13 protein-coding genes and 1 pseudogene are annotated in these 13,151 nt (G+C 32.8%); 1 reads left to right on the forward strand and 13 read right to left on the reverse strand.

Annotation, left to right across the window (positions count from 1 at the left end; all coding sequences use genetic code 11):
- Nucleotides 1–910: 910 nt before the first annotated feature.
- The 5 genes from purF to accD form a co-directional block, all read right to left on the reverse strand.
- Entirely contained in the window at nt 911–2,434 is a 1,524-nt protein-coding gene (gene purF / locus ACGH49_RS00385; RefSeq protein WP_411587811.1) for an amidophosphoribosyltransferase, read from the reverse strand.
- A gap of 20 nt (nt 2,435–2,454) precedes the next feature.
- A complete protein-coding gene (locus ACGH49_RS00390) occupies nt 2,455–2,937 on the reverse strand; it encodes a CvpA family protein (RefSeq protein ID WP_065608758.1) in 483 nt (160 codons plus the stop codon).
- Between the two features lie 77 nt (nt 2,938–3,014).
- Nucleotides 3,015–3,599 (reverse strand): SPOR domain-containing protein, encoded by a 585-nt coding sequence (locus tag ACGH49_RS00395; RefSeq protein WP_065608664.1) that lies wholly within the window; start codon nt 3,597–3,599, stop codon nt 3,015–3,017.
- A gap of 12 nt (nt 3,600–3,611) precedes the next feature.
- Nucleotides 3,612–4,883, reverse strand: coding sequence for a bifunctional tetrahydrofolate synthase/dihydrofolate synthase (gene folC / locus ACGH49_RS00400; RefSeq protein WP_411587960.1), 1,272 nt, complete (start codon nt 4,881–4,883; stop codon nt 3,612–3,614).
- 6 nt (nt 4,884–4,889) lie between these two features.
- Nucleotides 4,890–5,780, reverse strand: coding sequence for an acetyl-CoA carboxylase, carboxyltransferase subunit beta (accD, locus tag ACGH49_RS00405; RefSeq protein ID WP_065560793.1), 891 nt, complete (start codon nt 5,778–5,780; stop codon nt 4,890–4,892).
- A gap of 308 nt (nt 5,781–6,088) precedes the next feature.
- Here accD and tmaR point away from each other — a divergent pair, with 308 nt between their 5' ends.
- Nucleotides 6,089–6,409 (forward strand): PTS system regulator TmaR, encoded by a 321-nt coding sequence (gene tmaR, locus ACGH49_RS00410; RefSeq protein WP_065608665.1) that lies wholly within the window; start codon nt 6,089–6,091, stop codon nt 6,407–6,409.
- Nucleotides 6,410–6,462: 53 nt separating this feature from the next.
- On the opposite strand, the gene yciH is transcribed toward tmaR, so the two are convergent.
- The 8 genes and pseudogenes from yciH to tmk form a co-directional block, all read right to left on the reverse strand.
- Nucleotides 6,463–6,783, reverse strand: a complete 321-nt coding sequence (gene yciH / locus ACGH49_RS00415) for a stress response translation initiation inhibitor YciH (protein WP_065608666.1) — start codon at nt 6,781–6,783, stop codon at nt 6,463–6,465.
- A 10-nt stretch (nt 6,784–6,793) separates the two neighbouring features.
- Nucleotides 6,794–7,498 carry an orotidine-5'-phosphate decarboxylase gene (gene pyrF, locus ACGH49_RS00420; protein ID WP_065608667.1) on the reverse strand — a complete coding sequence of 235 codons (705 nt, stop codon included), beginning with the start codon at nt 7,496–7,498 and terminating at the stop codon, nt 6,794–6,796.
- 895 nt (nt 7,499–8,393) lie between these two features.
- Nucleotides 8,394–8,651 (reverse strand): hypothetical protein, encoded by a 258-nt coding sequence (locus ACGH49_RS00425; RefSeq protein WP_411587813.1) that lies wholly within the window; start codon nt 8,649–8,651, stop codon nt 8,394–8,396.
- 48 nt (nt 8,652–8,699) lie between these two features.
- The gene (locus tag ACGH49_RS00430) at nt 8,700–9,026 is read right to left on the reverse strand and encodes a hypothetical protein (RefSeq protein ID WP_411587814.1); all 327 of its coding nucleotides are present in this window, start codon (nt 9,024–9,026) and stop codon (nt 8,700–8,702) included.
- Between the two features lie 947 nt (nt 9,027–9,973).
- Nucleotides 9,974–10,354 carry a hypothetical protein gene (locus ACGH49_RS00435; RefSeq protein WP_065608670.1) on the reverse strand — a complete coding sequence of 127 codons (381 nt, stop codon included), beginning with the start codon at nt 10,352–10,354 and terminating at the stop codon, nt 9,974–9,976.
- 27 nt (nt 10,355–10,381) lie between these two features.
- A pseudogene (locus tag ACGH49_RS00440) lies at nt 10,382–10,546 on the reverse strand (MBOAT family protein); the annotation flags it as partial.
- Between the two features lie 367 nt (nt 10,547–10,913).
- On the reverse strand, nt 10,914–11,897 hold the full coding sequence (gene holB / locus ACGH49_RS00445) for a DNA polymerase III subunit delta' (protein ID WP_411587815.1): 984 nt from the start codon (nt 11,895–11,897) through the stop codon (nt 10,914–10,916).
- Nucleotides 11,894–12,535 carry a dTMP kinase gene (tmk, locus tag ACGH49_RS00450; RefSeq protein WP_411587817.1) on the reverse strand — a complete coding sequence of 214 codons (642 nt, stop codon included), beginning with the start codon at nt 12,533–12,535 and terminating at the stop codon, nt 11,894–11,896. The genes holB and tmk overlap by 4 nt, the downstream gene beginning before the upstream one ends.
- Between the last annotated feature and the right edge of the window lie 616 nt (nt 12,536–13,151).

Raw genomic sequence — 13,151 nt, forward strand, 5'->3', positions numbered from 1 at the left:
CTTTATTATTCAATAGCTTTTATTTTAATTGATTATAAAAATTTCGTAATAATTATAATTATTTTCTGATGAAACATAGTTATTTACTGAAAAAGATATGTTGTTTAAACATCATGGTTAAAATAATTCCCTAAAAACTCATAAGACATTTTCCTTCCAAAATTGCTTTATGTGTTTCACACCGTACGATAAAAGTGAATAAATCGCTTAGGCTTTTGTTGTCTAACTTTTGAATCATTAACTATTTGTTTACTATGCTACACTTCTATTAAAGTACGCATCACTTTTTTCGGTTTTCTCTTTTGTTTATGGGCTTGTGAGTTTCATGAATTGTTGATTTATACAATGGTATAAAGATATTAACCTAATGTATAGTCTAAACTACGACAAACTAAATTAAAATTTATCTATGTAAATGCCCACATAAAGCCCGTACAAAAATTATCGGTACTGAGGATTAATATATTCTAGTTTGTTGTGTAATTAATTTTTAAGTAAAAGAAAAACGTTTGAGGTCAACATAAAGCTTTTCTCCTCGATAGTGTTTAGCTTGCTGTCTTTATTTATCTTAAAATGAATTTTTCAAATTTAACCAGACGGTTATTACTATAACAGATAGTTTTAACGTTCTTTTTTAGTAGTTAACGGAACGGATAGCTTTAATCTGGCTTTTTTAGCACGTTATAAATAGTACAACGATTGACCATAAAGAGTTTTGCTAAATCGGTAAGTTACCTTTTCTTTATGATATAAACGCCATATTTCTTGTTTTAATAGGTGTTAGTTTTATTTTTAAGTATATTATTCATTAGAGTAGTGTTCAAGTCAATGTAAAAAACGAGTAATACCTACATTTCATGAATTATAAACAACCTACTGTTGTTTTATTATTTATGCTAATTATGATCGTTTATTGTTCTTCATTATAAATCTCTAAGTTTTCTGACACTTTAGATTTAGAAACTAGAGTTTTTTTAGTTTCCCTTCTTTTTTGTTCTAATAATGATAAATAGCTATCATCAATTCCTTCGGTAACATATTTTCCATCAAAAACAGAACACTCTAAATGATGAATGTTTGAGTTTTGCTCTGTAATTGAATTAATTAAATCAGATAAATCCTGGAATATAAGCTTATCTGCGCCGATATCTTTTGCTATTTCATCAACTGTTCGGTTATAAGCAATAAGTTCACTAGCAACAGCCATATCGATACCATAAACATTTGGATGTCTAATTTCTGGTGCAGCAGAAGCCAAGTAAACCTTTTTAGCTCCAACTGAACGTACCATTTCAAGAATTTCTTTTGAGGTTGTGCCTCGTACAATAGAATCATCAACTAATAGTACATTTTTACCTTCAAATTCAATACGGTTAGCATTAAGTTTTCGTCTTACTGATATTTTTCGTGCGCTCTGCCCTGGCATAATAAAGGTACGTCCAATATAGCGATTTTTAACAAATCCTTGTCGGTAAGGTTTATTTAAAATACGTGCAATTTCAAGGGCAGCATCACAAGAAGTTTCAGGAATTGGGATGACAACATCAATATTAACGTCCTTCCACTCTCTTGCTATTTTTGCTCCCAACTTTTTCCCCATTTGAATACGTGATTGATAAACTGATACACCATTCATTAAAGAATCAGGTCTTGCAAAATAAACATATTCAAAAATACACGGATAATATTTAGGGTTATTCGAACATTGCTTAGAATATAATTGTCCATCCTGAGTAATATAGATCGCTTCGCCGGGTTTAACATCTCGCATAAACTCAAAATCAAGAATATCTAAAGCCACACTTTCAGATGCGACCATATATTCAATTTTTTGATCCTCAAGCTCTCGTTTACCAATAACTAATGGGCGAATTCCATAAGGATCACGAAAGGCAACAAGACCATGACCTATAATCATTGCAACACAAGCATATGCCCCTTTAATTATGTTATGAACATTATGTATTGCTATAAAAATATTATCGGCAGTTAATGGATAGGTGCGAAACTTGTCAAGTTCATTGGCAAAAATATTGAGTAACACTTCTGAATCGGAATTTGTATTAATATGACGTCTTGCAAGTTCAAATACTTTCTTACGCAACTCATCAGTATTAGTTAAATTTCCATTATGAGCAAGAGCAATACCATAAGGTGAATTTACATAAAAAGGTTGTGCTTCGGACGGGCTAGAACTACCTGCGGTGGGATAACGAATATGTCCTATGCCCAAATTACCTTGCAATCGCTGCATATGATGTCCTTGAAACACATCTTTAACCAATCCATTTGCTTTGCGTAAACGAAATCGATTTTGATTATCTATAGTTACAATACCTGCTGCATCCTGCCCTCGATGTTGCAAAACAGTCAATGCATCATAAATAGATTGATTAACAGTACTACATCCTACAATTCCAATAACACCACACATACATGGTTACCTCAAATTTATTATACTAAAAACGAAGAAGACTGTTGTATAAAATCAAAAAACCAACGAATAATAAAATGAAAATGAGGAATTAGCTGCGATTGAGTCCAGTAATGGGATTGGGATAGCGGCGTTAAAGTATCAATAAAAAAGAGCACAGCAGCAACTACTAAAATTCCTCGTAACGTGCCAAAGCAGATACCTAATACACGATCAGTACCAGATAACCCTGTTTTTTGTACTAATTGTCCAATAACATAAGACACAATCGAACAAACTAATAAGGTAGCAATAAATAGGATAACAATTGCTACAGCAATACGTATAACATCGCTATCAAAATAAGTTAAATAATCGGTAACGTAGGTATAAAATCGGCTAGAAATAAAAAAAGCTAATATCCAGCTAATTAATGATAATGCTTCTCGTACAAAACCCCGTACAATACTAATTAATGCAGAAAAAGCAATTATACCGATAATTGTAAAATCAACCCAGTTCATCATAATAACTCTCAATTCTATATTAACAATATTTAATATTAATTATTGGTTACAACATAAAACAAGCAAAACAACGATTAATTAGCAACAATAATACCTTTCAATTTTGTTAGATTATTCAGGTTTATAATGACTTGTTCTGCTTGTTCTTTTTTAGCATAAGGCCCAACCTGTAATTTAATTAATTGATTAGGTTCAGGTCTTTGAGGTATCGTTCTAACGCTATAATTATTTAACCTTAACAATGCAACTAACTCTTCTATTTTTTGTTTATTTTTTAAAGCGGTAAGCTGGATAAGATAAGGTTTAGATTCTTGCTGTAACATTGAAGGTGTAATTATTGTTGTCAAATCATCGGGATCATCAACAATATCAGTTGCAACTAACGAGCTTAAATCTTGATCTGAATCAGGTAGATAAGGAGTCTCTGATAGATTATTGGTAAAATTTTCATTAATATCATTAGATGATGCTACGTTCTGATTTTGTTGCGTAACCACTTCTGGTTGCAAAATTGGCGTTGTTGAAGTTCGTAAATTAGATTTATCCGTTAAAATCCATGGTGCAAATACTGCAATAATAAGTAACAATGCAGCAAAACCTACAAGGCGATTTCTTACTTTATTTTGATTTTTATAATTAATTTGTTGATTGTTCGTCATGATTAATTTCACTTAAAGCTCAGTTTCAGCTAAAACATCCGATACGGTATGAAATGAACCACATACCACGATAATATCATCCTCTTTAGCATCCCGCATTGCCTTTTGATAGGCCTTAGATACCGTATCAAATGTTGATATATTGAGCTCACCTTCATTTAGTAAGTGTTGTTTTAACACTTCAGCGCTACAACCTCGTTCACCATAAAGTGAAGCACAATACCATTTATCACCTTTTAAGTTGGATAAGGTACTTTTAATATCTTTATCCTTAAGCATGCCAACAACAAATATAACTTTACCCACATGCAAATATTCTTCTTTTAGTTTTTCTAATTGTTGTGTTAAATAAACTGCAGCATGTGGATTATGTGCTACATCAAGGATAACCAGTGGTGATGTTTGAATAATTTGAAAACGCCCAATTAAATTGGATTTTGCCAGTCCTTTAGTTATTTCATCTTGTGTTATTTTAAGTGGTGAATAACTTATAGCTGCAATTGCAGTTGCTGCATTAGCTAAAGGAACATTGGCAATAGGTAAATTTTCATACTTTTTAAATTTTGACTCAAAACTCCATGAATCTTTGTTAAGTTGTTGATAATACCAATCACTATTCACCCTATAGACAGAGCAATTCACAGCTTTTGCCACAGTCAAGATAGATTCTGGCACATCTGGCTCACCAACAATAGCTATACTTTTAGGTTTAAAAATGCCTGCTTTTTCACGCCCGATATTTTCACGGGTATCACCTAAATAATCAACATGATCAATACCAATAGTTGTAATGATTGCTACGTCAGCATCAACAATGTTGGTTGCATCAAGCCTTCCACCAAGACCTACTTCTAATATAACAACATCTAATTTTGCTTGTTTGAATTGATAAAGTGCAGCAAGTGTTGCATATTCAAAATAAGTAAGCGATATCTCACCTCTGGCTTGTTCAATTTCGACAAAAGCTTTTATAGTTTCTTTCTCGCTTGATTCTTGATTATCAATACGTACCCGTTCCGTAAAACGTAATAAATGAGGAGAACTATAAACACCAACTTTTAAATTCGCTTCAAGCAATATCATTTCAAGCGTTCGACAAGTAGTTCCTTTGCCATTGGTACCAGCAACGGTAAAAACATAAGGCGCTGGTTGTAATAAATTAAGACGCTGGGCTACAGTTTTTACTCGTTCTAAACCTAAGTCGATGGTTATAGGATGTAGTTGCTCTAAATAACAAAGCCATGTCTTTAGATCTGACATGGCATTCGGTTGATTGTTTAGCATACTCAATTAAACTGTCTCGTTAAGGGTTGCTTCATTAAACGGATCAGGTAGTTTCATTAATTTTGTTACTAAACTAGCAATTTTAGAACGCATATCTTTGCGATGAATGATCATATCAATTGCACCTTTTTCAAGTAAAAATTCACTACGTTGAAACCCTTCTGGCAATGTTTCGCGAACAGTTTGTTGAATCACTCGAGGACCTGCAAAACCAATTAATGCTTTAGGTTCAGCAATATTAATATCTCCCAACATTGCTAGGCTTGCCGATACACCTCCCATGGTTGGGTCGGTCATTACTGAAATATAGGGTAAACCTTCATCTTGCATTTTAGCAAGAATAGCACTGGTTTTTGCCATTTGCATTAATGAAAATAGCGCTTCTTGCATTCGTGCGCCACCACTTGTTGAAAAGCAAATTAAAGGACATTTATCCTCAATGGCTTGCTCTGCGGCGCGAGTGAATAATGCACCAACAACAGAAGACATTGAACCGCCAATGAAGGCAAATTCAAAACAAGCAACAACCACAGGTACACCTAGTAATGTACCCTTCATAACAACCATTGCTTCTTTTTCGTGAGTTTCTTTTTGAGCTGCTGTTAAACGATCTTTATATTTTTTCGTATCTTTAAATTTTAAGATATCTTTAGGCATAAGATCTGCACCAATTTCGACATCCGAACCCTCATCTAAAAAACGGTATAAACGTACACGGGCAGGGATATGCATATGGTGATCACATTTTGGACAAACTTCTAAATTAAGATCTAGTTCAGCTTGATAAATGACTTCATCACAGTTAGTACATTTTGTCCAAACGCCACCAGGAATATTCGCCTTTTTATGATCTGACGATATATTATTTTTACTAAGAATTTTTTCAATCCAGCTCATTATGATTCTCTCATTCTGGCACTTTTTACAAATTTGGCGACCATTGTACAATACTTTGCACTAATTCTTAATAGCTGTTTTTATTTTTATGTTATTGCACAAATAAATATATATAATATAACAATATTTTAATAAATATTTATAAATAAAATCTGCTTAAAATCAAATTTAAAATAGCTAACACTCAGCGGATAGCTAATATACAGAAATATCATTTTGTTTAAAAATATATTAATATGATCTTAAAAAATTATTGGTATATAATTGGTATAAGTTTATTTTCCATTTTTTGAAATAAGGGGTTTTAGATGGACAAGGAAAAATCAACCGCACCATCGTTTCAAGATGTATTAGAATACATTCGCTTATCACGCCGTTTAAATAAGTTAAAACGTGAAATATCAGATAACGAAAAGAAAATTCGTGACAACCAAAAAAGAGTACTGTTGCTTGAAAACTTAAGCGAGTATATTAAACCAGATATGACTTATGAAGAGCTTCAAGCGATTATTGCTAATATGAAAAGCGATTACGATGATCGTGTTGATGATTATATTATTAAAAATGCTGAAATTTCAAAAGAACGTAGAGAAATCAGTAAAAAGATGCGTAGTTATCGCTCTAGTTAAATCTTATTATATAGCGTCCATTTTTATTGTGGACGCTATTTTTATAGATTAAATCAGCCCCCAGCTAATTTTACTTTAAATCCTTTATCTTCTAGCAACGACTTTAATAAATCCCTTTTATCACCTTGTATTTCAATGATGCCATCTTTAACTGCTCCCCCACAACCACAACGTTTTTTCAATTCTGCTGCTAACTGTAATAATTGAGTATGATCGATATCAAATCCAGTAATAACACAAACACCTTTACCTTTACGGCCTGACGTTTGTCGTTGAATTCGAATAATACCATCCCCCTTAGGCCGTGAGATAAGTGTTTGAGTTGGTTTAATTCGACCTTTATCAGTCGAATAAACAAGTGGATTATCAGACATAATAATATTATTAACTCTTGCTTGGATTAAGTGTTGTTAAAATTGTTTGTAAAGCTTTAGCGGGATCTTCTGCTTGGGTAATTGGGCGTCCAATAACTAAATAATCAGAACCCGCCGCTAGAGCTCGCTGAGGCGTCATAATACGACGTTGGTCATCTGGATTAGTATCTGCTGGTCTAATACCTGGTGTCACCAATTTAAAATCGCTGCCCAAACGTGTTTTGAAACTTTGTACTTCTTTAGCCGAACAGACTACACCATCAAGCCCACAGTTTTTAGCAAGTATTGCTAATCTAGTCGCTTGCTCTAAAGGTGATACGTTGATACCAATTTCTTGGAGATCAGTTGACTCCATACTGGTTAATACTGTTACCGCAATCAAAATTGGCGCATCTTTACCATATGAATAAAGTGCATCCTTAGCAGCTGTCATCATACGCGAACCACCACTAGCATGAACATTAGTCATCCAAACACCAAGATCGGCAGTGGCGGCAATTGCTTTTGCGACAGTATTTGGAATATCATGAAATTTAAGATCTAAAAAAACATCAAAACCTTTTTGCATAATCTGCTTGATAAAATCAGGTCCAGCATGCGTAAAAAGCTCTTTACCTATTTTAAGGCGACAATCTTTGGGATCAACTCGATCAATAAAATTCCATGCTGATTTAACATCGGCAAAATCAACTGCAACAATAATTGGTGATACCATAATTTACTTATTCCTTTTAATCAAAATTTTAGCTATTTTTTCTAACAAATTTATTTAAATCAGCATAAAAAATACGAGCAATTTCTTTATATCCTTGTAAAGTTTGATGCACTAAATCTGGACGAGCAAGTCCTCTTTGCCGCCACTGCTTAATAGCAAACTTACCCGCCCATTGCTACTCGCCAATTCCCAAATAATGTTTTTTTCGACTTGACTACTTGCTTTTAAATATTCATTATTTTTTCAAAAGATTTTGGCATATCGGCTCCATTTACCATGGTATCAGGCGGTATCATTATTAAAATAATAGCATTAGGTAATGTTTTACAAATCAGTCTAATATTGTTAACTATGTTTCTTCGATACTAACTGGCATCTAATGTTTCATCAAAACTTTTATTTGTTCCGTATTCAAGAATAATTAAATCACTTTGTGATATAGTTAGTTCTTTAAACCAATTTTCCTTCCACTTTTGCCAAATTGCCTGTTTAGCACCATTAGTAGCAATAGATGAAACAATAACACCTGATTATTGATAACCAGTTAACCAAATTCCCCAAGCTCTATATCTTTTTCACTCTTTATTACTAAAAGTATTTTAGACAAAACCGATGCTGTTTGCCAAATATTTGAGGCAGAATTATAGTTTAAATTAATTTTTTTATCATTTGTATCATAAAGCGCTAGCAAGTTTGAAGTGTTTTAAAGGTTAACTTAACTTGCCAATATTTATTATAAGATCTTCTTGGAGCAATGTGGATAGTGTCAAAATCATGACTTGGCTTAGCAATAATCCCCTCATAGGAAAATCCAGATTACTTAAAGTTCGACTACTTAGTACATCCCATTTTTTAGCTCTCCATGTAACAGCTGTAAGGTTCTGCCCTTTTATAGCTACAGGAGCGTTACCCAACCAATACTTGCGTTACCATACTTTCGTTGCATTAACTTTCTAAACTCACCAGTAAAAAAGTCAGCTGCTGAATGTAAATCACCAAATTGTGTAATATTGACCACTTGATTAGTTCGTTTTTTTCCGCTAACAATTTTAGACGTTTTGCAAAAACGTTTAACGTTAAGATCACCAAAATCAACAATAGCAGATATGGTAGTAGTTTTACTTTCAGCTACATTACAACCAACAGTAATCATTATTGCTATTATGGTTGCAATATATTTTAAAGATTCACTATGAGTATCCTATAATTCTTTATAAAATATTTGTTCCATAGCGGCTTTAGCCAGAATTTTTTGACCAGCTATTGTAAAATGAATCCCATCATCAGTTCTTACTTTAATTTTTGCTTTATCTGTTTCTATAAAATTACTAAACTTTTCATATGTACAACCAAATAATTCATTTGTTATTAAGAAATATTGTTGAATTTTTTCTAGTTCAGATCTATATAAATTATTTAGATAAGCCATTCCATTGCTTAATTTTGGTTTACGCATACAAGCTGCTACAAGCCAAAGTACTTGGACATTATACTCTATAGCACTATTTAAAATAAATGCAATACGCAAACAGTATTGTTCTTCCCATAATTCAGATTTGAATTCAACATGTTTGATATAACCTTTTACACGAAAACCCCAAGGATCATTAGCACCAAGAAAACGACAAGTAATTTAATTGAAGAATCTGCAATTAAATTATCATTGATTGTTTTTGGCCAATTAAAAGCATTTGGATAAGCAAGTCCTGTGCTCTGTTTTCTCAAATCAAGGCTTTTATTTTATACTGTTTTAAAAGAGCATTTTTTAACATATGGTGCAACACCTTGTATCAGTGAATCATCAACAAAAAACACTTTATCATTACTTGTTAATATGATAGGTAGCAGCTCGTGGTGTAATTTAATATTGTCTTGTATTTTTTCAGGATTATTTTACAATATGGGCTTGGTTTCTGGTTGATTGCGATTGGTAGTATGAGAATATGTATTTGAATTGGAATCCATTTTACTACCTTAATATTCATTTTTTGCTAATTTCCATGCCCCTTTGTTTCTATAATTTCTTCAATTTTCTTATTTTGTTGCCCTTTTTATGCTCGACTACTGCTAACTTGGATTTTTTCTCATTAACAGGTAATACATCATCAATCGGTTGAGCAAGCAAAACTGGGGACAGGGTTGTTACATTTTCTTGAAATTTTTACTATCACTTTTATTTTCTTCAAACTCTTTTGTCAAAATTTCTTCAGGAGAAATCGTATTACTGTCAAATAAATCTATATAATACGCCTGCTGACAATAAGTCAGTATTGATTTGTAATAAATCGCTATTAATGTAATGGCGGTAATCGACAATACCAACAATATATAGCTTGCTGATAAAGACTACTAGTAATAACATGTGTTTTTTACTTTGTCATTATCCTTTTGAGCTTTTTTTATGCGTGTTTTTATTCAGTGATTTATAACGTTGCCGTTTCAAATTAGATTTAGATTTTTTATATATCATCATAATTAAAAATTAGCGTAAATAAAATTTGGCATACCTAATGGCGCAATATAAATAACTAACCACAAAATTACAATAAATACCAAAGGTAAATATAAATGCGGTATTTTAGTTAGCTGTATAATAAACCACTCAGTAAAATTTTTAACTATTGGATAGGTAAAGTAGATGAAACTAATAACCAAAAATGCTTCTGCATAGTGTGGTTCTATAAAGAAGTTATGCACTAATGCTGTCATATAATCTAATGCATCAGGTAAACTATCGCTATTAAAAAATAGCCATGTAAAACAAACATAATGCCATGTCAATAAACGCGCCACCCAAGGCGAGCGTATAGCTATCCAACCTTTTCCTAAATAACGATCACCAATGTTAAGTGCCACAATACCAATACCGTGACATGCCACCCCTTAAATAATAAAATTAATGCCAGAACCATACCATGGTCCAGATAGTAACATTGCCAGCATGAAATTAATTTGTATCCGAATAAACCCTCGGCGGTTGCCTCCTAAAGGAATATAAATATAGTCGCGGATCCAACGAGATAAACTTATATGCCAGCGAGTCCAAGATTTCTCAAATTCATACTAAATAAGGAAGATTAAAGTTAATTGATAAGCGAAATCCTAGCAATAAAGGCAATACCTGTAACTAAATCTGTATACCCTGAAAAACTTAAATAAATTTGTATTGCATAGGCATAAAGACCTACAAGCAAATCAATCACACAAGTATAAATAAAAAGGATAAGCGAAAATTACCAGCTATAGCTGCCAACAAGAAGATAACTTGCTGTTAAAAGCAGGATGCTCTGTACTTTGGGGCGATACTCGACATCCCCAATATAAGGCAAAGAAAGCGATAAAGAGTAAACCAAATTCAATAGATAACTAACTCACTGCAATCCTTTTTATTTAACTGTATACTTTCCTGAAAGTTTTAGCCTATTACTTCGGATTGAGCAAGCACATTATAAACAATAAGTTCCTTATTCAATCCAGTAATAGCCAATAACTGGGTTCTTGCTTGTAACCATAAATCATAGAGCGATGAAATTTTTTCATTACTTTTAGTTGCAAGCAGCCGAACTAATGGGACTTGATCACGATTAACAATAAAACGCCCCACTTTTTGCTTTGCTTTAAGCGCATCACTTAGTAATGCACAAAACCAAATAATTCGTTCAATAAAATCTTCGCTATCAAAGGTTTTAGCCAGTTGCCAATAGTTATTTTGTGGTACAACATCTAATAGATGATCACAGAATTTTTTTCGTTGTTGCCACTTTTCTGGCATTAGTAGTGCAACCGCTTTTAGCGGCGCATTTTCGCTCAATAATAACGCCGAGGCAAGTTCATTATCGTTGTATTGCTGACGGTGTAGTTTTTTTAACCATTCAATAGACATTTCCAATTTTGGAACAGGTAAAAAATAAGAAAAACAACGACTATGAATTGTTGGCAGTAATTTGCTGTTATGGTCATCACTTAAAATAAAATATGTGTTTTCTGGTGGCTCTTCTAAAGTTTTTAGCAATGCATTAGCGGCTGCTTCTGTCATTAATGCTGCGCGTTTTATCCAAATGACTTTATTACCACCCTGCTGAGATTTTTCATAAACTTTGTTTGATATTTTACGGATCTGATCAATACCTATTGACTGTTTAGATTGTTCATTGGTTATTACATAATAATCAGGATGATAGTGAGACAAAAATAACTGGCAACTATGGCAGTTTAAGCACGGTTCCAATTGCTGTGAAGATTGACATAATAAACGGTTTGCAAGCATTGAAACAAACTCATCTTCACCACTGCCTTGAATATAATTAATTAATAAAGCATGATGAGCCCGTTTATGTATAATTCCAGAAGCTAATTGCTGATAAGGCAACGAAAGCCAAGGATAGTCATTTAAGATCATTCAATATCAACCTGTTTAGTTAACCATGTTGTTAAAATTTGTTCAATTTGCCCATTCACATTGTCAATTGATTTTCCAGCATCAACTGTAATGATGGTTTTATCTTGTTCGGCAAGTTCTAAATAACATTGACGAATTCGTTCAAAAAACGGCAATGACTGTTGCTCGATGCGATCGAGTTTACCTCGAGATCTTGCTCGCATTAATCCTGTTTCAGGCTCAATATCCAGATATAAAGTAAGATCAGGTTTAAAATCACCTAATACTTGTTCTTTCAATGTTAGCATAAATACTTTATCTAACTGACGCCCACCACCTTGATAAGCTTGTGTTGATAAGTCATGACGATCACCAATAACCCACTTACCAGCTTTAATTGCTGGCCTAATCACATTATCAATTAGCTGAATACGTGCAGCATATAGCATCAGTAACTCGGCTTTGTCGGTCAAAGGATCATTATCCAAACCATTTTTAATAATATTGCGTAACGCTTCAGCAATCGGCGTTCCACCAGGCTCTCGGGTAAACTGCAAATCGCCAATATTGTGTTGATTCAAAATACGAGCAACGGTATTAATAGCCGTAGTTTTACCGGCCCCTTCAAGCCCTTCGATGACAATAAATTTGCCTGTCATACTAAATTCCTAATCTATTTATGATAAGCCTCTTTAATATCACGCTATTGTACGCTATTTTTGCAGATTATTTTAACCTGCATTATTAATACTTTTTATAATATACCCAAAAGAACCTCATGAAACATTAAATAACATGTTTTTTATTACAAAAGAGGCAGAGTAATTTTACGTGAATTGTGTGTTCACTTGTAGGAGATTTTCTCAACTATTTATTTTTTACGTTATTTTTTTGTAAAAAAACATTCAATAGTCTATACTGTTTAATGATTAATTTAAACTTTGCGGTATTTTATTTGTTAATAACCTGTAAGGACCATCGTATAAATCAAAAATTCACTAAACCAATCTACAAAAAAACAAATAGAAAAGTTGAAAAGCATGATACATATGTTAAAGGAGAGGTGAAATATAATCAGTAAATATTTAGCGATTCAAAAGATAGAAACAAAAGCTTAAAGATTTATTCACTTTTATAATACGGTTAAAAGACATAGGAAAAAATGCCTTATGAGTTTTCAGAAGATTATTTAACCATGAAATGTAAATAATCCGGCATATTCCTAAAAGAACAAAGCTATCTGCTAATATCAACTTCATATCATCAAGCAGTTTA

It is taken from the genome of Gilliamella sp. BG7 (assembly GCF_046635565.1).
Classification (GTDB): domain Bacteria; phylum Pseudomonadota; class Gammaproteobacteria; order Enterobacterales; family Orbaceae; genus Gilliamella; species Gilliamella apicola_P.

Coding starts and splice junctions, on each gene's coding strand:
- purF (WP_411587811.1), bottom strand. CDS start 2,434: ATGTGTGGTGTTATTGGAATTGTAGGATGTAGTACTGTTAATCAATCT.
- ACGH49_RS00390 (WP_065608758.1), bottom strand. CDS start 2,937: ATGAACTGGGTTGATTTTACAATTATCGGTATAATTGCTTTTTCTGCA.
- ACGH49_RS00395 (WP_065608664.1), bottom strand. CDS start 3,599: ATGACGAACAATCAACAAATTAATTATAAAAATCAAAATAAAGTAAGA.
- folC (WP_411587960.1), bottom strand. CDS start 4,883: ATGCTAAACAATCAACCGAATGCCATGTCAGATCTAAAGACATGGCTT.
- accD (WP_065560793.1), bottom strand. CDS start 5,780: ATGAGCTGGATTGAAAAAATTCTTAGTAAAAATAATATATCGTCAGAT.
- tmaR (WP_065608665.1), top strand. CDS start 6,089: ATGGACAAGGAAAAATCAACCGCACCATCGTTTCAAGATGTATTAGAA.
- yciH (WP_065608666.1), bottom strand. CDS start 6,783: ATGTCTGATAATCCACTTGTTTATTCGACTGATAAAGGTCGAATTAAA.
- pyrF (WP_065608667.1), bottom strand. CDS start 7,498: ATGGTATCACCAATTATTGTTGCAGTTGATTTTGCCGATGTTAAATCA.
- ACGH49_RS00425 (WP_411587813.1), bottom strand. CDS start 8,651: ATGATTACTGTTGGTTGTAATGTAGCTGAAAGTAAAACTACTACCATA.
- holB (WP_411587815.1), bottom strand. CDS start 11,897: ATGATCTTAAATGACTATCCTTGGCTTTCGTTGCCTTATCAGCAATTA.
- tmk (WP_411587817.1), bottom strand. CDS start 12,535: ATGACAGGCAAATTTATTGTCATCGAAGGGCTTGAAGGGGCCGGTAAA.